This window comes from Microterricola viridarii (genome assembly GCF_900104895.1).
Taxonomy (GTDB): domain Bacteria; phylum Actinomycetota; class Actinomycetes; order Actinomycetales; family Microbacteriaceae; genus Microterricola; species Microterricola viridarii.
On record NZ_LT629742.1, the window covers coordinates 2,606,006 to 2,625,684 of the forward strand.

Annotated in this window: 26 protein-coding genes; 3 read left to right on the forward strand and 23 right to left on the reverse strand. The window is 71.8% G+C overall.

What is annotated here, in order from left to right:
- Positions 1–12 precede the first annotated feature (12 nt).
- The 16 genes from BLT62_RS11940 to BLT62_RS12010 form a co-directional block, all read right to left on the reverse strand.
- The gene (locus BLT62_RS11940; protein ID WP_407937549.1) at positions 13–237 is read right to left on the reverse strand and encodes a carbon storage regulator; all 225 of its coding nucleotides are present in this window, start codon (positions 235–237) and stop codon (positions 13–15) included.
- 72 nt (positions 238–309) lie between these two features.
- Entirely contained in the window at positions 310–1,314 is a 1,005-nt protein-coding gene (locus BLT62_RS11945) for a hypothetical protein (protein WP_156786334.1), read from the reverse strand.
- Complete coding sequence (locus BLT62_RS11950) at positions 1,292–3,334, reverse strand: flagellar biosynthesis protein FlhA (RefSeq protein WP_083364261.1); 2,043 nt, start codon at positions 3,332–3,334, stop codon at positions 1,292–1,294. Before BLT62_RS11950 ends, BLT62_RS11945 begins: the two co-directional genes overlap by 23 nt.
- Positions 3,331–4,431 (reverse strand): EscU/YscU/HrcU family type III secretion system export apparatus switch protein, encoded by a 1,101-nt coding sequence (locus BLT62_RS11955; protein WP_083364262.1) that lies wholly within the window; start codon positions 4,429–4,431, stop codon positions 3,331–3,333. The genes BLT62_RS11950 and BLT62_RS11955 overlap by 4 nt, the downstream gene beginning before the upstream one ends.
- Positions 4,432–5,193, reverse strand: a complete 762-nt coding sequence (locus tag BLT62_RS11960; protein ID WP_083364263.1) for a flagellar biosynthetic protein FliR — start codon at positions 5,191–5,193, stop codon at positions 4,432–4,434.
- Positions 5,193–5,468: a flagellar biosynthesis protein FliQ gene (fliQ, locus tag BLT62_RS11965; RefSeq protein WP_083364264.1), complete on the reverse strand. Its 276-nt coding sequence runs from the start codon at positions 5,466–5,468 to the stop codon at positions 5,193–5,195. The genes BLT62_RS11960 and fliQ overlap by 1 nt, the downstream gene beginning before the upstream one ends.
- Entirely contained in the window at positions 5,468–6,274 is an 807-nt protein-coding gene (fliP, locus tag BLT62_RS11970; protein ID WP_083364265.1) for a flagellar type III secretion system pore protein FliP, read from the reverse strand. Before fliP ends, fliQ begins: the two co-directional genes overlap by 1 nt.
- Complete coding sequence (locus tag BLT62_RS11975; RefSeq protein ID WP_083364266.1) at positions 6,274–6,831, reverse strand: FliO/MopB family protein; 558 nt, start codon at positions 6,829–6,831, stop codon at positions 6,274–6,276. The genes fliP and BLT62_RS11975 overlap by 1 nt, the downstream gene beginning before the upstream one ends.
- 2 nt (positions 6,832–6,833) lie before the next feature.
- Positions 6,834–7,583, reverse strand: coding sequence for a flagellar motor switch protein FliN (fliN, locus tag BLT62_RS11980; protein WP_083364267.1), 750 nt, complete (start codon positions 7,581–7,583; stop codon positions 6,834–6,836).
- On the reverse strand, positions 7,580–8,494 hold the full coding sequence (locus BLT62_RS11985; RefSeq protein WP_231919138.1) for a flagellar motor switch protein FliM: 915 nt from the start codon (positions 8,492–8,494) through the stop codon (positions 7,580–7,582). The genes fliN and BLT62_RS11985 overlap by 4 nt, the downstream gene beginning before the upstream one ends.
- A gap of 32 nt (positions 8,495–8,526) precedes the next feature.
- Positions 8,527–9,342, reverse strand: coding sequence for an OmpA/MotB family protein (locus BLT62_RS11990; protein ID WP_083364268.1), 816 nt, complete (start codon positions 9,340–9,342; stop codon positions 8,527–8,529).
- Complete coding sequence (locus tag BLT62_RS11995) at positions 9,339–10,133, reverse strand: motility protein A (protein WP_083364269.1); 795 nt, start codon at positions 10,131–10,133, stop codon at positions 9,339–9,341. The genes BLT62_RS11990 and BLT62_RS11995 overlap by 4 nt, the downstream gene beginning before the upstream one ends.
- On the reverse strand, positions 10,133–10,396 hold the full coding sequence (locus BLT62_RS12000) for a flagellar FlbD family protein (RefSeq protein ID WP_083364270.1): 264 nt from the start codon (positions 10,394–10,396) through the stop codon (positions 10,133–10,135). Before BLT62_RS12000 ends, BLT62_RS11995 begins: the two co-directional genes overlap by 1 nt.
- A gap of 146 nt (positions 10,397–10,542) precedes the next feature.
- Positions 10,543–11,061 carry a DUF6328 family protein gene (locus BLT62_RS12005; protein WP_231919139.1) on the reverse strand — a complete coding sequence of 173 codons (519 nt, stop codon included), beginning with the start codon at positions 11,059–11,061 and terminating at the stop codon, positions 10,543–10,545.
- Complete coding sequence (locus BLT62_RS17865; RefSeq protein WP_172829697.1) at positions 11,058–11,207, reverse strand: hypothetical protein; 150 nt, start codon at positions 11,205–11,207, stop codon at positions 11,058–11,060. The genes BLT62_RS12005 and BLT62_RS17865 overlap by 4 nt, the downstream gene beginning before the upstream one ends.
- 60 nt (positions 11,208–11,267) lie before the next feature.
- A complete protein-coding gene (locus tag BLT62_RS12010) occupies positions 11,268–11,534 on the reverse strand; it encodes a DUF7218 family protein (RefSeq protein WP_083364272.1) in 267 nt (88 codons plus the stop codon).
- A 220-nt stretch (positions 11,535–11,754) separates the two neighbouring features.
- On the opposite strand from BLT62_RS12010, the gene BLT62_RS12015 reads away from it, so the two are divergent.
- From BLT62_RS12015 to BLT62_RS12025, 3 genes are read left to right on the forward strand one after another with little or no spacing between them, the layout of a single operon-like run.
- A complete protein-coding gene (locus BLT62_RS12015; protein ID WP_083364273.1) occupies positions 11,755–12,000 on the forward strand; it encodes a hypothetical protein in 246 nt (81 codons plus the stop codon).
- 25 nt (positions 12,001–12,025) lie between these two features.
- On the forward strand, positions 12,026–12,313 hold the full coding sequence (locus BLT62_RS12020; protein ID WP_156786335.1) for a hypothetical protein: 288 nt from the start codon (positions 12,026–12,028) through the stop codon (positions 12,311–12,313).
- Positions 12,314–12,319: 6 nt separating this feature from the next.
- Positions 12,320–13,333, forward strand: a complete 1,014-nt coding sequence (locus BLT62_RS12025) for a DNA topoisomerase IB (RefSeq protein WP_083364275.1) — start codon at positions 12,320–12,322, stop codon at positions 13,331–13,333.
- An 84-nt stretch (positions 13,334–13,417) separates the two neighbouring features.
- Here BLT62_RS12025 and BLT62_RS12030 read toward each other — a convergent pair whose 3' ends face one another.
- The 7 genes from BLT62_RS12030 to BLT62_RS12060 are packed head-to-tail and all read right to left on the reverse strand — an operon-like array spanning position 13,418 to position 19,679.
- Positions 13,418–14,587, reverse strand: a complete 1,170-nt coding sequence (locus BLT62_RS12030) for a flagellar hook protein FlgE (RefSeq protein WP_083364276.1) — start codon at positions 14,585–14,587, stop codon at positions 13,418–13,420.
- A 30-nt stretch (positions 14,588–14,617) separates the two neighbouring features.
- Entirely contained in the window at positions 14,618–15,121 is a 504-nt protein-coding gene (locus BLT62_RS12035) for a flagellar hook assembly protein FlgD (protein WP_083364277.1), read from the reverse strand.
- An 11-nt stretch (positions 15,122–15,132) separates the two neighbouring features.
- Positions 15,133–16,551: a flagellar hook-length control protein FliK gene (locus BLT62_RS12040; protein WP_083364278.1), complete on the reverse strand. Its 1,419-nt coding sequence runs from the start codon at positions 16,549–16,551 to the stop codon at positions 15,133–15,135.
- Positions 16,548–17,258: a C40 family peptidase gene (locus tag BLT62_RS12045; protein WP_172829698.1), complete on the reverse strand. Its 711-nt coding sequence runs from the start codon at positions 17,256–17,258 to the stop codon at positions 16,548–16,550. Before BLT62_RS12045 ends, BLT62_RS12040 begins: the two co-directional genes overlap by 4 nt.
- The gene (locus BLT62_RS12050) at positions 17,255–17,695 is read right to left on the reverse strand and encodes a hypothetical protein (protein ID WP_231919141.1); all 441 of its coding nucleotides are present in this window, start codon (positions 17,693–17,695) and stop codon (positions 17,255–17,257) included. The genes BLT62_RS12045 and BLT62_RS12050 overlap by 4 nt, the downstream gene beginning before the upstream one ends.
- Positions 17,692–19,059 (reverse strand): FliI/YscN family ATPase, encoded by a 1,368-nt coding sequence (locus BLT62_RS12055; protein WP_083364280.1) that lies wholly within the window; start codon positions 19,057–19,059, stop codon positions 17,692–17,694. The genes BLT62_RS12050 and BLT62_RS12055 overlap by 4 nt, the downstream gene beginning before the upstream one ends.
- Positions 19,056–19,679, reverse strand: a complete 624-nt coding sequence (locus BLT62_RS12060; RefSeq protein ID WP_172829699.1) for a FliH/SctL family protein — start codon at positions 19,677–19,679, stop codon at positions 19,056–19,058. The genes BLT62_RS12055 and BLT62_RS12060 overlap by 4 nt, the downstream gene beginning before the upstream one ends.

The following is a 19,679-nucleotide window of genomic DNA, read 5'->3' on the forward strand; positions in this document are numbered from 1 at the left end:
CGCTCTCCTTAATTACTCTGTTGCGGCTGCCGGGTCCGGGACGGGCTGGGCGGTCGGCACGGGCGGGGCCAGCTTGCCGAGGCTCAGCACCAGGCGCTGCTCTTCGGCACTCCCTGCGGCGCCGGTGGCCTCCGCGTTGGCCTCCGCGACGGCCTGCACGACCTCGGAGCGTTGGATCTTGATGCCGCGCGGGGCGTCGACCCCGATGCGGATGCTGTCGCCGCGAGCGTCGAGCACGGTGATGACGATGTCGTCACCGATGAGGATCTTCTCCCCTGGTTTACGCGTCAGAACTAGCACTTCCCCAGCCTATCCTTTCGTGTGCCAGAGCACGGGGAGGCCGAGGGCGGCGACGGAGCCCGGCGTCGCCGTCTCTTCCCCGCCGATCGCCACGATTCCGTGCACATCGACGATCTCGCGGCAGGCCGCGACCCACGCCGCCGTGTCCTCGTCCTTGCGGCTGACATCCACGACGAGCCAGAGCTGGTCGGCGAGCAGCCCGGCCGCCGTGCCGAGCTGCCGCTCGCGCAGCAGGCGGGAGTCGACGTCGGCGTCGGCGCGGGCCGCGGCGAGCTCGAGGACGGCGATGCAGGCGGCGCCCCGCTGGACCCCGCGGGCGCGGGCGGCCGCGGCGTCTCGGCGGTCGCCGAGCTGCGGCAGGCCCGGGTGCGCCGAGACGTCCGCGCCGGCCATGCTCGGCGCGCAGGCGGCGATCTCCGCGCCGTTCTGCGTGGCCCAGGCCGACGCCACCAGTGCGGCGTCGGAGCGCGCCCCGATGCAGAGCACCAGGTCGCCCGGGCGCTCCAACGGCAGCGGCGGTTCGGCTGCCGGGGCAGCCTGCGCCAGGGCGAGCTGCGCGGGGGCGCCCGCGGGGAGCTGGGCACGCGACGGGGCGTGCACGACGGAGACGATCGGCAGCAGCCCGAGTGCGGGAGGCTGTGGCGGCGCGGCCTGCTGGCCGGGCGGCGGCGCCATGTCGCGGGTCATCTGGCGCAGCAGCGCCGCGAAGTCCGGTGAGGCCGTGGTCGGCTGGTCCGGCGCCGCCTCGGCCAGCGCGGACTCGACCGTGTCGGCCTCCTCGAGCAGCGCGGCGAGGCCGACCCGGGTGGGCAGGTCCATGCTGTGCACGCTGGGGCTGCCGGATTCCGGCAGCTCGACGACGACCTCGAAGTGCTGTTTGGCGAAGAAGCCGCGGATGCCGCCGCTCACGACCCGTTCGGCGGAGACGATCCGGGCGTGCCGGCCGTGCTCGGCGAGCACCCGCTCATGGAGCGACTGGAGCGACTGCCCCTCAAGCCGAACCTGCCGTGACACCGCGCACCACCCCCACGGTCTCGATCTCGACGTTGGCGGAGGTGACCTCCTGGTAGGAGAGCACCGCGACGCCGGTCTGCGGGGTGACCAGGCGGTGGATGGCCGGGCGGAGCGCCGGGGCGCACACCAGCACGGCGCTGACGCCCTGGGCATCGGCCTGGGCGAGGGACGCCCGCAGCGAGTCGATGACCTGCTCCATGCTGCGCTGGTCGAGCAGGATCTGGGTGCCGTGCTCGGCCGGGCGGAGCCCCTCGAGCATGCCCTGCTCCAGCGAGGGGTCGATCATGACGACGCGGAGGATGCGCCCGTCCAGGTGCTTGGCGACGATGGCGGGCCCGAGCGCGGCCCGGGCGGCCTCGATCAGCCCCTCCGGGTCGACGGCGACCTTGGCGCGCAGCGAGAGGGCCTCGAAGATGCGGGGCAGGTCGTTGATCGCGACCTGCTCGGCGAGGAGGCCCTGCAGCACCCGCTGCACCTCGGCCAGGCTGAGCAGGCCGGGCGTCAGCTCCTCGACGGCGGCCGGGTTCACCTGCCGCACGCCGTCGCTCAGCACGCGCACGTCCTCCCGGCTGAGCAGGCGGGCGGCGTTGGCCGTGACGACAGAGGAGAGGTGGGTGACGATGACGGAGACGCGGTCGATGACGGTGGCGCCGGCCATCTCGGCGCTGTGCCGCAGCTCGCTGGGCACCCATTTGCCTGGCAGGCCGAAGACGGGCTCGACGGTGGCGGTGCCCGGCAGCGCCTCGAGCGCGTCCCCGAGGGCGAGCACCCGGCCGCCGGGTGCGATGCCGCGGGCCACCTCGACGCCGGCGATGCGGATGACATAGCAGGAGGCGGGCAGCTCGATGCTGTCACGGGTGCGCACCGGGGGCACGACGATGCCGAGCTCCATGGCGATCGTGCGGCGGAGGGCCTTCACCCGGCCGAGCAAGTCGTCGGAGGCGCCGGAGACGACGTCGACGAGGTCGGGGGCGAGCAGGATCTCGAGGGCGTGCACGCGCATCTGCTCGATCAGCGCCTCGGTGCTCTCGGCCAGGGTCGGCGCCTCGTTCTGCGGCGACGCCGCGGCCTTCTCCTCGCGCTCGGTGCGCGCCTTCACGCGCTGTGCGGCGAAGATCAGCAGGCCGCCGATCACGATGAACGGCACCATCGGCATGCCGGGGATCAGCGCCATCACGATCGCGGCGCTGCCGGCGATCATCAGGGCGTTGCGCGACTGCGACAGCTGAGCGCCAGCGGTGGTGCCCATGTCGGCGTCGGCGGTGGACCGGGTCACGATCATGCCCGTGGAGACGGCCATCAGCAGGGCGGGGATCTGGGTGACGAGGCCGTCGCCGATGGTCAGCAGCGTGTAGGTGCTGACGGCGTCGCCCATCTCCATGCCGCGCTGGATCATGCCGATCGCGATGCCGCCGATGATGTTGATGACGATGATCAGGATGCCGGCGATGGCGTCGCCCTTGACGAACTTCGACGCGCCGTCCATGGCGCCGTAGAAGTCGGCCTCGGAGGAGACCTCCGCGCGGCGCTCCCTGGCCTGCACATCGCTGATCAGGCCGGCGTTCAGGTCGGCGTCGATCGCCATCTGCTTGCCGGGCATGGCGTCGAGGGTGAAGCGGGCGCCGACCTCGGCCACGCGCTCAGCACCCTTCGTGACGACGACGAACTGGATCACGACGAGGATCAGGAAGATCACGCTGCCGATGATGATGGAGCCGCCGACGGCGACGTGCCCGAAGGCCTCGATCACCTGACCGGCGTAGCCCTCTCCGAGCACGAGGCGGGTGGAGGCGACGTTCAGGCCGAGCCGGAACAGCGTCACCGCCAGCAGCAGCGAGGGGAACACCGAGAAGTCGAGCGGCTTCCTGATGAACATCGTCGTGAGCAGGATCACGAGCGCCAACAGGATGTTGACGATGATCAGGATGTCGAGCAGCCAGGCGGGCACGGGGACGACGAGCAGCAGGATGATGCCGACGACCCCGATGGGCACCGCGAGCTTGGCGAGGTTGCGGTTCATTGACCGGTCCTTTGGGGTACGAGTTGCGGGGTCATGGTGTGGGTGCCGTAGCCGGCGCCGCGCTTCTTCAGGGCCATCACGAAGGCGAGCACCCGGGCCACGGCGTTGTAGTGCTCGAGCGGGATCTCGTGGCCGATCTCGCACTCGGCGTGCAGGGCCCGCGCCAGCGGAACGTCCTTGACGATCGGCACCCGCTGGGCGTCTGCCTCCTCGCGGATGCGGGTGGCGATCATGCCCTGCCCCTTCGCGACGACGCGCGGCGCGGCCTTGCCCGCCTCGTAGCGGAGGGCGACGGCGATGTGCGTCGGGTTCACCAGCACGACGTCGGAGCCGGCGACGGAGGCGATCATGCGGTTGCGGCTCATGGACAGCTGGCGGGCGCGGCGCTGCGACTTGATCATCGGGTCGCCCTCGCTGGACTTGTTCTCGTCCTTCAGCTCCTGCTTCGTCATCCGCGTCTTCTTGCGGTTGCGCTTCATGACGACCATGATGTCGGCCGCGGCCAGCACCAGGCCGGCCACGACGGCCGACTGCAGCAGCACGGTGGCGCCGCTGCTCGCCGCGGCGAGCAGGGCGCTGACGGGCAGCCCGCCGGCGCTGCTCAGCACGGGCATCAGCCCCTGGATGACGAGGTAGAGCACGCCGCCGACGACGAGCGTCTTCAGCAGCGACTTGGCCCCCTCCCAGAGGGCCTGCATGCCGAACACCCGGCCGGCGCCCTTGACGAGGTTGAGCTGCTCGTACTTGCCGGTGAACTTGCGGAAGTGGATGCCGCCCTGTGCGGCCGCGCCGAGCAGGATCACCCCGGCGGCCACCGCGAACAGCGGCCCGATCGTGCCGAGCATCGAGCCGAGCCCCTGCACGAGCGTGTCGAGGGCCTGCATCGGCTCAGGCGCGGCGATGAGCCCGGTGATGGAGTGCATCTGCGTCTCGGCGGCTGCAGTGCCGAGCGCGATGGTCGTCGGCAGCATCAGGGCGACGGCGCCGACGCCGAGCCAGGCGCTCATGTCCTGGGAGCGGGTCAGCTGGCCCTTCTCGCGCACCTCTTTCATGCGCTTGGGCGTTGCTTGTTCTGAGCGTTCGGAGGCGTCGGACATCTACTTCACCTCCCCCATCGTGCGGAAGGCGTCGGTGGCCAGCGCCGAGATGACCTCGGGCAGCACGACGACGACCATGCCGGCCAGCAGCAGCGTGAGCAGGATCTTGATCGGGAAGCTCATCGCGAAGGCGTTGAGCGCCGGGGCGACCCGGGTGAGCAGGCCGAGGCCGGCATCCGCCAGGAAGAGCACGACGAGCAGCGGCCCGGCGATCTGCACGGCGGCCAGCATCATCTGGGAGAGGCCGGTGACCATCAGCTCCGCGCTGCCGGCGAGGTCCAGGCCGCCGCCGAGCGGCAGCGCCTCGTAGGAGCGCACGATGCCGCCGATGACGAGCTGGTAGGCGCCGGAGGCGAACATCAGCGCGAGGGCCGTCATCTGGAACAGCCGGGTGAACTGGGCGCCGTTGACCATGGAGCCCGGGTCGAAGGCCTGCGCCATCTGGAAGCCGCCGAACATGTCGATGAGGTTGCCGGCGGTCTGCACGGCGGCGAAGACGAGCGAGACCAGGAAGCCGAGCATGGCGCCGACCAGCAGCTCCAGGGCGAGGGCGACGAAGAACGGGCCGGTGTCCAGCGGCGTGTAGCCGGGCGTCACCCGGGGCGAGACGGCCAGCGCCAGCGCGACGCCGAGCATGGCCTTGATCCGGGCGGGGATCGCCTTGTAGGAGAAGGGCGGGGCGATGACGAGGAAGGCCGTCATCCGCACCGCCGCCAGCCCGACGGCCTCCAGCCAGCCGGCCGAGAGTGTCGCGCCGAGCATCAGGCGTTTCCGATGAGCATCGGGATGGTGGCGAACAGCTGCTCGGTGAAGCTGATCAGCTCGCTGATCATCCACTGGCCGGAGATGAACAGGGCGGCGCAGACGGCGATCGCCTTGGGCACGAAGGAGAGCGTGACCTCCTGGATCTGCGTGATCGACTGGAACAGCGAGATGGTGAAGCCGACGACGAGCGCGGTGATCAGGAGCGGGGCGGCAAGCTTGGCGGCGATGATCAGGCTGGCCATGGCGATGTCGAGGACGGCTGCGGAGTCCATCAGCCCCCCTTGTAGCTGGCGATGAGCGACGTGATGATGAGCCCCCAGCCGTCGACGAGGATGAACAGCAGGATCTTGAAGGGCAGCGAGATCATGACGGGCGGGAGCATCATCATGCCCATCGACATCAGAACGGCGGAGACGACGAGGTCGATCACGAGGAACGGCACGAAGATGACGAAGCCGATGATGAACGCGGCGCGCAGCTCGGAGATCATGAACGCCGGGATCAGCGTGGTCAGCGGCACGGCGGCGGCGTTCTCGGGGTTGGCCAGGCCGGCCGCCCGCGTCATCAGGGCGATGTCCTCCTCGCGGGTGTGCGCGAGCATGAACGACTGCAGGGGGGCGGATGCCGCATCCAGCGCCTGTGAGAAGTCGATCGTGCCGGCGGTGAACGGCTGCACAGCCAGATCGTTGATGTCGGTGAGCACGGGGCTCATGATGAACAAAGAGAGGAAGAGGGCGAGGCCGGCGAGCACCTGGTTCGGCGGGATCGTCGGCAGCGCGAGTGCGTTCCTCGTCATGGCGAGCACGACGAAGATCTTCGTGAACGAGCTCATCATGAGCAGCAGCGCGGGGGCGACCGAGAGCAGCGTGATGCCGATCAGGGTGACGACGGCAGAGGACGGGGTGCCGTTCGATCCGTTGATCTCCACCGTCACGCCGCCGCCGGGGTCGGCGGGGTTCGTCGGCGGGGTGGGCAGCAGCGGGTCGCCGGGGACGGCGAGGGCATCGCTGACGCCGAACACGAGGTTGGCGCCGACGAGGAGCGCGATGAGGCTGAGCGCCAGGGCCCAGCGACGCATTACCACCGGTCCCGAACGACGGCAGCGGCCTGCTTCCAGGTCTCGGGCGCGAGGATCGAGCCGGCGAGGCGGCCGGCCGGGCGGGCCAGCGCCGGTGCGGCCGGCACCGCCGCAGACAGCGCTGCGGCAGCCGGCACCGGTGCGGCCGGCGCTGTGCCAGCTGGCACCCCGGCCGCCGGCACGAGGTCTTCTGCCTGGCCGGCCTCGGCGAGCACCCGGGCGAAGTGCGCGTCGCCCTGGTCGGCGTCCGCCGTCTCGGTTGGCGAGGCGGGCGGGGTTGGAGAGGCGGGCAGGGCCGCCGGCACGATCGGGGCGGCGTGCAGCTTGGTGACGCCGTGCTCGGTCACGCCGAGCAGGAAGCGCTGGCCGTCGTGCTCGACCACGACGACGGATGCCTTGGCGCCGACGCTCTGCCGGCCCACGACGGCGAGGCTGGCGGTGCGCGCCTTGCCCTTGGCCGCTCCGCCGCGCGCGAAGCGTCGCTGCAGCAGCCACAGCAGTGCCAGGACGGCACCGAGGGAGAGCAGGACGCGCAGCGCGACGAAGAGGGTGTCCACCGTTAGAGCGCGCCGTCCGCGACGTCGAGGATGCGCGTGATGCGCACGGCGTAGTCCTGGTCGACGACGACGATCTCGCCGTGGGCGATCAGCCGGCCGTTCAGCAGAACATCGGCGGGGGCGCCGGCGGAGCGGTCCAGCTCGATGACGGCGCCGGGCTCGATCGAGAGCACGTCGCGCACCGTCATCCGGGTGCGGCCGAGCTCGACGGTCAGCGCCATCTCGACGTTGTTGATGCGGCCGAGCCGGCCGAGCACGTCGGCGTCGGATGCCGCGCTGCCCGCGGCGGGGGCCAGCACGGCGGCCTCGCGCACGCGCATCGCGAACCAGCCGATCGTGGTGTCCTCGCCGCTGCTGCCGCCCAGCAGCTCGAACACGACGGCCTCGTCGTCGCCGATGAGGCCGCTGGCGTCGCCCTGCGCGCTGGCGCCGAGCAGCCCGGTGCCGAGGGTGGATGCGGCGGCCTCGAGCGAGGGTCGCAGCACGTCGGCGGCGGAGACCAGTGCGGAGTCGCCGCCGGCCGCGCCGAGCAGGGCCGAGCCGTCGAGCACGGCAATGGCCAGGTCGGCGGAGCGGGCTCCGACGAAGCTCGCCTGCACGGCGGAGGCGATCGCGGCGGCCGCCGCCGCGGCATCGCTGCCGCTCAGGTCGCGGGCGATGACGGCGCGGGTGACGCCGGGCAGCGGCAGAACCGCGAGCAGGGCGTCGACGGCGGCACGCTCGAGCGTTCCAAGTTCAGGGGTGGTCGTCATCGTGTTGTCTCCTTGGTGCTCACCACGACGCAGGCCAGACGGGATCCATTGACCCCGACGGCAGCGCTGGCAAGTTCGTGGCCGTCGACGACGAGGTCGAGCGGTCGATGTTGGGAATGGGGAAGCGGAATGAGGTCGCCGACGGCGAGTCCGAGCACGGTGCCCGGCAGCACGGGGGCCGGCGCCAGGCGCAGCGCGACGTCGACGGGCACGGTGCCGAGCTGCTGCCCGATCAGGGCGCGGGCGTTGTCGACGGGGCTGGTCGGGTTGGACTCGCCGAGCTGCGGCAGGATCACGGCGGCGGGCACGGCGACGCTCGCCAGGGAGCGGTGGTCCCCCACGCGCACCGCGAAGCGGGCGACGATCATCAGCTCGGCGGTCGGGGCGGCCTGGGCGAACTGGGAGTTGTACTGGATGCCGTCGATCGAGATGGCGTCGACGAGCAGCTCGCCGAGCGAGTAGCGCAGGTCCTCGAGCGCGTCGTCCATCAGCCGGCGCACCAGCGCCTGCTCGATCTGGGTGAAGACCCGCTCCGGCAGCTCCGCGTCGGCGCTGCCGCCGAGCATCCGCGCCACCCAGGAGAGCCCGGCCGAGGCCGGGAACTGCACAACGGCCTTGGCGGAGGTGCCCTCGATCGAGCAGAGCACCATCGCGGTGGTCGCCGGGAGGACGGCCGCGTACTCGTCGTAGCTGTGCATGAGCACCTGCTCGCACGTCACCTGGGAGAGCACGCGCACCTTCGCGGTGAGCTGCGTCGCCCACTGCCTGGCAAAGGTCTCGAAGGCCAGCTCCAGCACACGCGAGTGCTCGCGGGCCAGCGTCGTCGGGCGCCGGAAGTCGTAGGGCTGGGGGCTGGCCGAGTACGCGGAATCCACGGAGTCTGCGCGCTGCTGCTTGTCTCTGACCGTCACTGTTGCCACTATCGGCAGCGAATGGCGGCGCGTTAGGGAGCGGGCTGCCCTGTCTTCGTGCTGAGCGCCGTGGGGATCAGGTTTCGCACAGACTCCGGCAGGTCCGAGAGCACGGCGATGTCGACCCGGCGGTTGATGGCGGCATCCTCTGCGCTCTCCCCCGTGCGGGCCGGCCGGGTGGAGCCATAGCCGACGGCGGAGATCTGGGAGCCGGGGAAGCCGGCCGACTCGACCATGCGGCGCAACACCTGGGTGGCGCGGCCGCCGGAGAGCTCCCAGTCGGTCGGGAACGGGGTGGGCGAGCCGCGGTAGTCGGCGTGGCCCTCGACCGAGACCTTGTGCTCCGCTGCGGCCAGGATCGGGCCGAGCGTGTCGACGACGACGAGCGCCTCGCCCTGCAGCTGGATGCTGTTGGGTTGGAAGAAGGTCTCCCAGCCGATCAGGCCGACGGTCAGCCCGCGCTGGTCGATGACGAACGTGACGGTGTGCTCGAGGTTCTGGGCGGCCAAAGCGGAGCGCAGCTGCTCGCGCAGCTTGAGCAGGTTGTCGACCTCGGCGGAGGCCTCCTCGGCCTCGGTGAAGCCCGCGCCCTGCTCGTCAACCAGCTCCTCCGGAACGACGACCCCGGATGCCGTGTCCAACTTGCCGACGTCCACGGTGCCGAAGCCGGTGGCGAGCGAGTTCTTCAGGGCGATGAACTTGTCCTGGTCGACGGTCGACATGGCGAACAGCACGATGAACAGACACATCAGCACGGTGACCATGTCCATGTAGGACGCCATCCAGCGCTCGTCGACGTGCTCCTCGGCGTGCTCGGTGTTGCGGGAACGGCGGGCGGGCCGGCTCATGCCGCGTCCGAGACCTTCACCGGCTGTTCCTTCTCGCGCGGCGCCTTCTCGCGCGGCACCATCGCGCGCAGGCGGTCGCCGAGCAGGCGCGGCTGGCTGCCGGCGTGGATGGCGAGGACGCCCTCCATGAGCAGCGTCATCCGCTCGACCTCGAGCTCGGCGAGGCGCTTCAGGCGGGTGCCGATCGGCAGGAAGATGAAGTTGGCGCTGAGCAGGCCCCAGAGCGTGGCGACGAAGGCGGTGGCGATCATCGGGCCGAGGGTGGCCGGGCTGTCCAGCTTCTCCAGCACGTGGATCAGCGACACCACGGTGCCGATGATGCCGATGGTCGGGGCGTAGCCGCCGACGCTGGTGAAGTAGCGGGCGGCGTTGCGGGCAGCGCGGTCGCTCGTGCTGATCTCGTCCTCGAGCAGGATCCGCAGCTCCTCGCCGTCCGTGCCGTCGGCGACGCTCTGCAGCGCGCGCTTGAGGAACTGGTCCGGCTCCTCCTCCGCTTTGATCTCCAACGCGAGGAGGCCCTCTGACCGGGCGATCTCGGCGAGCGAGACCAGCTTGCCGATGGTCTCGTCCGGCTTGGTGGAGCGGCCGATGAACGCGCTGGGCAGTGCCTTGAAGGCGGCGATGGTGTCGCGCAGGGTGCCGCCGGCCATGCCGACGGCCATGCTGGCGCCGAGCACCAGGATCATGGGTGCCGGGAGCAGCACCGCCGTGACGGCGGTGCCCTCGAGGGTCATCATGGCGAACAGCGAGCCGAAGGCGATGACGAGTCCGAGAATGATCGCGATGTCCATCAGCGTGCGTCTCCCGGCGTGTTCAGCGGGCGAAGGACCGGCTGCGGGCCGGCGGCCTGCTGCTCATGCATCTCGGAGGCCAGGTTGATGACCCGCGCGCGGTACTCGGTGATGCGGGTGATCACCTCGGCCAGCGACTCGGTCACGATGTACTTGGCGCCGTCGAGCATGACCAGGGTGGTGTCGGGGCTCTCGTGGATGCGCTCGATGAGATCGGGGTTGATCGCGAATTGGCTGTCGTTGAGTCGGGTGACGACGATCATCGCCTCGCCTCGCTTCTGCTGAAGTTTTCGCGGCCGAATGGCCGTCACGCTGCACTATCGGCAGCGCGCCGCTCCCGGTTAGCGCGGTCGCCGCCCTCGCCGACAGATTCGACGGCCGGGCGCGCCGCCCCAGAGTTCCTCGCCCGTCACTCCCGTGCGGCGGCCGCGGCGGCTGCGTCGGCCGCGCGGTCCGCCGCGCGCGCCCGCTGCGGGGCGATGACCCAGCACAGCACGAGGAGCGCGCCAACCGCCACGGCCAGGCCGATGCCCCACGCCCGGCCGAGCACGAAGTCGAAGATGAGGAGTGTGATGCCCACCACGGTGATGGCAACGCCGACGAGCGTGATGCGGGCGAATCGGTCCGCATACGCGACGACCTGCTCCTTGGCGCGCTTCCGGAAGAGGTAGCGGTGCAAGCTCACCGGGGCGAGCCCGGCGATCGTCGTCACCACCGAGGTGATGACCAGGCACAGGTAGGTGGCCAGCTGGAAGGTGTCGAGTTCGGTGAACCGGGACTGGAACACCGCCGCGAGCAGGAAACCGGTGATGATCTGGGTGCCGGTCTGCACAACACGGAGCTCTTGCAGGAGTTCGCTCCAGTTTCTGTCCAGGCGCTCTCGCTGGCTCTCCCCCGGGTCGGAGCCGTCTGGTTCCACTCTCGTCACGCCGGCGCGTTGTCGGGGTCCACCGTCGCGACGGTGTCCTCCTCAACGTCGTTGTCGGCGGTGAGATCGTTGTCGGCCGTTGGCCGATCCCCGCTCGCGCCGTCCTCGCGCTCCGGCGTCGGCTGGTCGTTCCGTGGTTCGCCCATCTCTTCATCCCCTCTTGCGTCCGGTTGTTCAGTCGTTCAGTTGTTCAGTAGGTCAGGCGTTCAGTGGGTGCGGAGCAGCTCGATCAGCTCGCCCTTGCGCTTCCCGGAGTATCCGCGCAGCCCCAGCTCCTTGGCGCGTGCGCGCAGCTCGGGGACGGTTCGCTCGTCGTAGTCCTCTGCAGTGCCTCCGCGGCGTCCGATCTCGGACCGGCCGCTCGCTGCCGTGGCGTTGGAGATGCGTGCCGCCTTCTCCTTCGATGCGCCCTCGTCGCGGAGCTTCTCGTAGAGCTCGGGGTCTTTCAGGCTTGGATTCGCGCGTCCCGGCATGCTGTGCTCCTCTCTCGTCCCTCCACGCTAGGTTCTGGACAGGCGGCCGGGGAGGGGCTTGACAGACGCCGTCAGGTCATGCCGCTGGCGTCGGAACGGAGGTCGATAACACACGAGGCCGGGCTGTTCAAGCCCCTGCCGAGTCGGCCGGACACGCACTAACGTGAGGCTGACTCACGACGGGCAGACAGTGCCCGCCACGGACAACGGAGAAGGACAGATGCACATCACGGCCCATCGAGCGACCGAGCCGGAGCACAGTGGCTTCGGCGCAAGCGACGTCATTTGTGCGGTGCGCGCGGAGTTGGACGGCCACACACCGGAGGCGGTCGAGAGCATTCTGCGTGCGCAGCTCACCGACCACCAGGTGGAGATTTCGGACGGCGAGCTGCACCGGGTCGCCGCGGACATCGCGACGGCGCGCATCGCGCAGCTGCTCGCAACGCCCCTGGGCGCAAAGCGCTGAGGCGGCTGAGGGGATGGCGCGGGACGTGGACGACACAGGACGCATCGGTGAGGAGAACACCGTGACCGGCGAGACCCAGGATGAGCCGGTGATGGAGCAGGACGCCGTCTCGGACCGGGAGAAGCTGGATGGGATCATCGCCCAGACGATTGCGGATGTCGGCTCGCAGCGCGTCCGGCACATCGCGGGCATCGTGCGGGAGCGGAGCGCCGAAGCGGGGCTGAGCATCCCGGAGGACGAGCAGGCGAGCGCGATCTCTGCCGCGGTGGGCTGGAACACTGCGCACCACCCGGCGCCCGGCTCGGCCGGCTGAGCGCCGATGCCCCGGCTGCGCACGGCGGATCCGTCCTCGCCGGGATGGACCCTCTCACGGAAGGGTGCACATCTGGCCGTCATCGACGAGCGCGGGGCCCCGCTCACCGCGGAGTCGGCCACGGCGCGCGTTGAGGCGCTGAGCATTCCCCCGGCGTGGACCGCCGTGTGGATCGCACCCCAGGCCAACGCGCACATCCAGGCGATGGGAACCGACGCCGCCGGGCGACGCCAGTACCTCTACCACGAGCAGTGGCAGCGGGCGCGGTCACGGCTGAAGTACGACCGCGCCCTCGACTTGGCCGCCAGTCTGCCCGCCGCGCGCGGCGTGGTCACACGGGATCTGCGGGGCCCGCGGCACACGCGGGCCAGGGCCCTCGCCGTCGCCTTCCGGCTGTTGGACAGCGCATATCTGCGCGTGGGGAGCGAGCGCTACGCGCAACGGCACGGCAGCCGGGGGCTGACGACGCTCCTCGGCTCCGACGCCCGGGTCTCCGGCGACACGGTGCTGCTCGAGTTCACGGGGAAGGGCGCCGTCGACTGGTCGTCGCAGACGACGGACCCCGATCTGGCGGCGGCCGTGCGCGCTCTGAAGCGCCGCGGGCCCGACGCCGTTCTGCTCGCGTGGAAGGACGACGCCGGCTGGCATCGGCTGCTCCCCGAGGAGGTGAACGAGTACGTGCGCGAGCGCACGAAGGGCAACTTCAGCGCGAAGGACTTCCGGACGCTGCACGGCACCATCATCGCGGCGCAGGCCCTCGCGGCGCAGGCCCTTGCCTCGCAGGGGCCCGCGCCGCGCGACTCCGGGTCGGCTGCGACAGCCAGGAAGAAGGCGATCGTCGAGGCGACGCGGGTCACCGCGGAGGCGCTCGGGAACACTCCGACGGTGGCGCGCGCCAACTACATCGACCCTCGGGTGTTCGACCGGTTCCGCGACGGACGTCTGCTCACAACGACCGGTCTGGCGCCGGAATCCGCGATCAGGCTCCTGCTGCTCGGCGAGGATGCCCCTGCCGCCTAGGGGAATCGCCCGGCGGCATGCACCTGGCCGTGCAACGGCGATGGCCCCGGTGTCGAGACACCGGGGCCATGCTGTGAGCCGCTGCTAGCGCTTGAGGTTGGTGAGCTCCTGCAGCACCTCGTCGGAGGTGGTGATGATGCGGGCGTTCGCCTGGAAGCCGCGCTGGGCGACGATCAGGTTGGTGAACTCCTGCGAGAGGTCGACGTTCGACATTTCGAGTTGACCGCCGGCGAGCACGCCGAGGCCCGCATCGCCCGGAACGCCGTAGGCCGCGTTGCCCGAGTTGACCGTGGCGCGGTAGCCGGAGGATCCGGCCTTCTCGAGGCCGCCCGGGTTGGCGAAGGTGGCCAGGGCCACGCGGGCGATCGGCTCCTTGGCGCCGTTGCTGAACAGGCCGATGAGGGTGCCGTCCTTGGACAGGGTGAACGATTCGAGCGTGCCGGCCTGGCGGCCGTTCTGGCCCTCGATGGCGACGGTGCTGAGGGTGGCGAAGCCGGTGAGGCCGGCCAGGTCGACCGTGATCCCGCCGATGGCGCCGAGGGTGCCGCCCGTCAGCGCGCCGTTGGCGAAGGTGAGGGATGCCGTCTGCGTGGCGACGCCGTCGGACCCGGAGACGTCCCAGCCTGCTGCGGTCTTCGTGAAGGTGAGGGTCAAGGTGCCCGCCTTGCCGTCGGCGTCGTAGACCGGCACGTCGCGCACCAGCTCGGTGCCTGCGGCGGCGTCGGAGGGCAGGTTGCCGCCGACCGTCGCGCCGGTGGTGGCCACGGCGGGTGCGACGGCCTTGAGCGGCAGGCTGATGGTGCCGACGGCACCGCCGGTCGGCACCTGGCCGCCCACGGCGTTCCAGCCCTGCACGAGCGAGCCGTCGGGCGCGGTCAGGCGGCCGTCGGCGTCGAGCTCGAATGCGCCGGCGCGGGTGTAGCGGGTCTCGCCACCGATGCTGGTGACGAAGAATCCGTCACCGGCGATCATCATGTCGGTCGCCCGACCCGTCGCCTGGGCGGAGCCCTGGGTGAAGTTGGTGGAGATGCCGGCGACCTGCACGCCGAGGCCGACCTGCGACGGGTTGGTTCCACCGGTCAGGGCCTGCGGCCCGCCCGCGCCCTGGGTGAGCTGCGAGAGGGTGTCCTGGAACTGCACGGCGGAACCCTTGAACGCGGTGGTGTTGACGTTGGCGATGTTGTTGCCGGTGACGTCGAGCATGGTCTGGTGCGAGCGGAGTCCGGAGATACCGGAGTAGAGCGAGCGAAGCATGTGTTGGCCTTTCGGTGGAGGTGTCGGCGGTCAGACGGCGGCGGCTGCGCCGGGAGTTTCTGGTTCTGCGGGAGGGTCGACCGGCGGGTCGACCGGTACGTCGGGCACCGGGGGCACGGCGGGGGGCTTGGTGACGCTGGCGATCACATCGAGCGGGATGTTCTTGCCCCCGACGGAGACTGTCGGCACCGCTCCGGCGTAGGAAACCGAGTCGGCGATTCCGGTGATGGTCTCGCCCGTCGCGTTGACGTACGTCACCTGCTGGCCGACGAGTGCGGCGGCCGCGGAGCGCATCTGCAGCGAGAAGCCCTCCGCGCTGGTGACGGCGAGCTCGTTCATCTTCTCCATCATCGCCAGCTGGGTGGTCTGCTGGATCATCTGGCCGGTGTCCATCGGCGAGCTCGGGTCTTGGTTCTGCAGCTGGGTGACGAGCAGCGACATGAACACCTCGCCGTCCATGTCCTGCTTGGGCGCCCGGACGGGTGCGTTGGTGTAGATGCCGCCGCGGGCAGTGGCAATGGGGTCAATCGGCACGGGGTCCTCTTCTATGCGATCAGATCGATGTGCGGGTGGGCGGATGTCGTGGCGGCGGCCTCGAGAAGGTCGGCGTCGCTGGCGTGCTCGTCGGCCTGCAGGGCGGCCAGGGTGCGGGCTGCCACGACCGGCTCCTCCCGCGGCACGGCCCCCTGCTGGGCGGAACCATGCTGGCCCGGCGTGTTCTGGCCGGGCTGGTTCTGGCCAGCCTGGTTCTGGCCGCCCGGGTTGCCTGCGCCCTGCCTGGCCGGGGCGTCATCGCCGGACAGGTTGAGGCTGGCGTGCAGCCCGGTGCCGGCGAGATCGCGGCGCAGTTCTCCGAGGATGCCCCGGACGGCGTCGCGGGCGACGTCGCTCGGGGCAAAGAGCTCGATGCGCAGCTGGTCGCCGGCGACGACCGCTTGCACGGTGACCGGGCCGAGACGTTCGGGGTTCACCGTGATCGTCATGTGGTGCGTGCCGTCGCCGGCGGCGGCCAGGGTGAACAGCGGCCGGGCCAGCTGGGTCGCCAGCGGCACCGGCGCGGCGGGGAGGCCGGGCTGGGCCAGCGAGGCCGTGCCCGTGAGCGCCGAGTTGGAGACCGGAGCCGGACCGACGGCGGCGACGACGGGCGCCGGGGCGCTCTCGCCGTTGCCGTCGATCGGGACCGCGCTGGCCGCCGCAGCCGGGGCGGGGGCCGCAGCGGCGTTCGCTGTGGGGTTCGCGACCGGGTTCGCGAGCGGGCTCGCCGTGGGTCCCGCCGCGGCGAGGGGCGCCTGCGTGGCGGATCGCGCTGCGCCGGCCGCCTCGGTGGCTGAGGGCGCCGGCGCGGCACCGGATGCCGAGCTGCCCGGCACCGCAGCGCTCGGAGCCGCGGCCATCGCAGCGGTTGTCGCCGCCCCGACGCCGGGGAGCGGCGCGGCCGGGCCGGCGGTCGGTGAAGCCGGTGTGGCTACCGCGTCGGCGGGTACCGTGCCGGCCGCCACGCCGGGCAGGCCCACGGCAGGAACGGGCGGTTGCCCGAGTGCGCCGCCCGCGGTCGCCGGGAGCGGCGCGCCCTGCTGAAGCGGAGCGGCGTCCGGCGCACCGAGCGCCGGGGTCCCGGCGGGCGCAGTAGACGTGGTCGTGGCCGCGGCGGCCAGACCCCAGAAGCCGCTCGCCAGGGCGGCCGCACTCCCCCAGCCGAGTGTGCCGGGCTGTGGCGAGACCGCGGGCTGTTCATGGGGAAGCGGTGCGGCGCCGTCCTCGGGGCCGGGCTGCGCGCCGGCATCCGTGCCGGCGCCCGCCCCGGAATCGCCGAGCGGCGCCTGCTCGGCCGCCGCGGCGGCGGTGCCGTCGGCCAGCGTCGCGAGTGCGGCGCCGAAGCCGGCGCCGGCGTCGGTCGTTGCCGACGTGGATGCGGGGCCGCTGGCGCGTCCCGGCGAGACGGAGGTGATCAGGGGCATGCTCATCGGGTCCCTCCGCTCAGCATGGCGGCGCGGGCCGCGGCGAGCAGCGACTCGTTCACGCTCGTCGTCGCGCTCTGCTGCCCGCCGAGCGAGCCGAGGAGCGCCTGGATGTCGAGCCCCGCGGTGTTCGCGGTGTTCGCGCCGGCCGTCGGGACGATGCGGCGGATCGTGACGATGTCGGACTCGTCGAACCAGCGCTCGACGTGGCTGACGGTGCGGCCCTCGTACGGCGCGTGGATGACCTTGTTGTCGCCGGCGTAGATCACGATGTGCTCGGCGTTGTCGGTGACGATGAGGTCGCCCGGCTGCGCCTCGGCCAGCGAGGCGACCGGGGTTCCCGCGGTCATCTGGCCGGAGACCAGTCGCGGCACCTCGATGCCGAGGTCGGCGTAGACGCGCTGCACCAGCCCGGAGCAGTCCATGCCGCTCGCGTCCTCGCCGCCGAAGACGTACGGCACGCCGATGTACTTCATCGCGGCGTCCTTGACCGCGTTGCCGGTGACGCCCTCGCTGCCGGGCACGCCGGTGCCCTGCGTGGCCCCCGCGCCGTTCAGCGCCTGGTTCAGCAGCGCGGTGAAGTCGCTGTTCGCCCCCGAGACGGTGGTGTCGGGCGATGCCGCCGCGCGCGTGGCCGTTGCCCCGCTCAGCTGCTCGATCGTCGAGCGGATGGACTGCATCCGGCCGATCGCCTCTGTCATGGCCGTGGTCATCGTTGCGTCCCCTCTGCCTGGCGCTGCCAGGCGGTGCCGGCCAGCTCGTCGAGCACGATTTGCTCGGCGTGCAGCTCCTCGCCAGCCACGGTCTCGGCGTGCCGGGCGGCCAGTTTCTCCAGGCTCAGCGTGTTGCGGCGCGCCGCGGAATACTCCTGCTGGGCCTCCTCGGCGCGGCGCTGCCGCTCCAGGGTGACGGCGCCGAGCTCTGCGACCATGCTGCGCGCGGATGCCCGGGCTGCCGCGATGCCGTGCAGCGCGTCCAGGGTGTCCGGCGTCGCCAGCGACTCGCCGAGCCCGGCACGGGCGGCGGCCTCGCGTGCGGCGCTCTCGTGGCGGCCGGCGTTGGCTGCGGCGAGGCTGCCCGCCGCCTCGTCCTGTTCCAGCCGACGCAGGCGCAGGAGCCCGTCCAGTGCGAATGCTCGTGTCATGCTCATGCCCCCAACAGTCGGCTCAGTCGGGCCAGTGCGGCCCAGGCGTCATCCGCGGTCGATTGATCGCTCATACTCTGCTGCAGGAACGCGTTGATCTCGCCCTCGTGGTCGACGGCCGCGTCCACCAGCGGGTTCGTGCCGCGGCGGTAGGCGCCGACGTCGAGCAGGTCCTGTGCCCCGCGGCGGGCGGCGAGGGCGCGGCGCAGCACCGCGGCCTGCTCCCGGCGCTCGGGGGCGGTCACGCGGCTGGCCACGCGGGAGACGGAGCCGAGCGCGTCGATCGACGGGAAGTGCCCGACGACGGCGAGCTTGCGGTCCAGCACCACGTGGCCGTCGAGGATCGAGCGGGCGGAGTCGGCGATGGGCTCGTTGTGGTCGTCGCCGTCGACGAGCACCGTGTACATGCCGGTGACGGAGCCGCGTTCGCCCGTTCCCGCGCGCTCCAGCAGCTGGGCGAGCACCGAGAACGTCGAGGGCGGGTAGCCGCGGGTGGCCGGCGGCTCCCCCACAGAGAGGCCGATCTCCCGCTGCGCCATGGCGACGCGGGTGAGCGAGTCCATCATGAGCATGACGTCGTTGCCCTGCTCGCGGAAGGACTCCGCGATCCGGGTCGCCACGAAGGCGGCGCGCAGGCGCATCAGGGCCGGCTCGTCGGAGGTGGACACGACGACGATGGCGCGGGCCAGCCCCTCCGGCCCGAGGTCGTCCTCGAGGAACTCGCGCACCTCGCGGCCGCGCTCCCCGATCAGGGCGATGACGCTGATCTGGGCGTCGGTGCCGCGGGCGATCATGCTGAGCAGCGAGGACTTGCCGACGCCGGAGCCGGCGAACAGGCCGAGGCGCTGCCCCTTGCCGACGGTGGTCAGGGTGTCGAGAGCGCGCACGCCGAGCTGCAGCGGGGTGTCGATGCGGGCGCGGTGCATGGCGGACGGCGCCTCGTTCTGCAGCGAGACGTAGCCGTCGGCCTGCAGCGGGCCCTTGCCGTCGATGGGGCGGCCGAGGCCGTCGAGCACGCGGCCGAAGAGGCCGGTGCCGGTGGGCACCCGCACGGGCTCGTTGCGGGAGCGCACGGGCGTGCCGACCTTGATTCCGGCCATGCGGCCGAGCGGCATGCAGCGGATGCCGCCGCGGGTGGACGCGACGACCTCGGCCTCGATCGGGGCGACGCCGGCGGCATCCTCGCCACCGAGGCGGACGAGGTCGCCGATGGCGCAGTCCAGCCCGACGACCTCAATGCCGAGGCCGACGATCGAGGACACGACGCCGCTGCGCTCGGGGGCGGCGGCCAGGCCGGCCAGACGGAGGCGCTCGGCGAGCTCGGAGGGTTCGGCCAACCTGGCGGCTCCGGCGAGGGTGGCGGTGCTCATGCCGTCTCCTCGAGGAGGGAGAGCGTGGCCCGGTGCAGGGCGCTCTCGATACGGGCGTCGACGAAGCCGTCGGGGAGCACGGCGCTGGCGTCGCCGCGGCGGAGGGTCGCGTCGGCCTGCACGGTGAGGCCCTGCGGAATCTGGCCGGCGCCCTGCAGCAGTGCGAGGTCGTCCTGGTGCAGGTGCACGATGACGTCGGGGTGGCCGGCATCCGCGGCCAGGGCGGAGAGCACCCGCTGGAGCGCGGCGCCGGCGGAGCCCGGACCGTCGGTGAGCCGGTGGCCGATGACGGCCTCGGCGAGCTCGATCGCGGCGGAGACGAGGGTGGCGTCGCTCTGCTCCAGCAGGGGCAGCGTCGTCCGCTGCACGGCGGAGACGGCCGCGCCCAGCACGGCCTGGACGGTGTCCAGGCGGGCCAGCGACTCCGTGACGGCCGCGGCATGGGCGGCCTCCAGCTCGGCCAGACGGATGAGGCCCGCCGCATCCGCCTGGCGCAAGCCCTCTGCGTACCCGGCCGCGTGGCCGCGCACGCGGGCTCGCTCGGAGATCAGCGCCAGCTCTGCGGGGTCGATGGCTCCGTTCGCACCGGCGCCGGCACCGTCCACGCTGGGGAAGGCCAT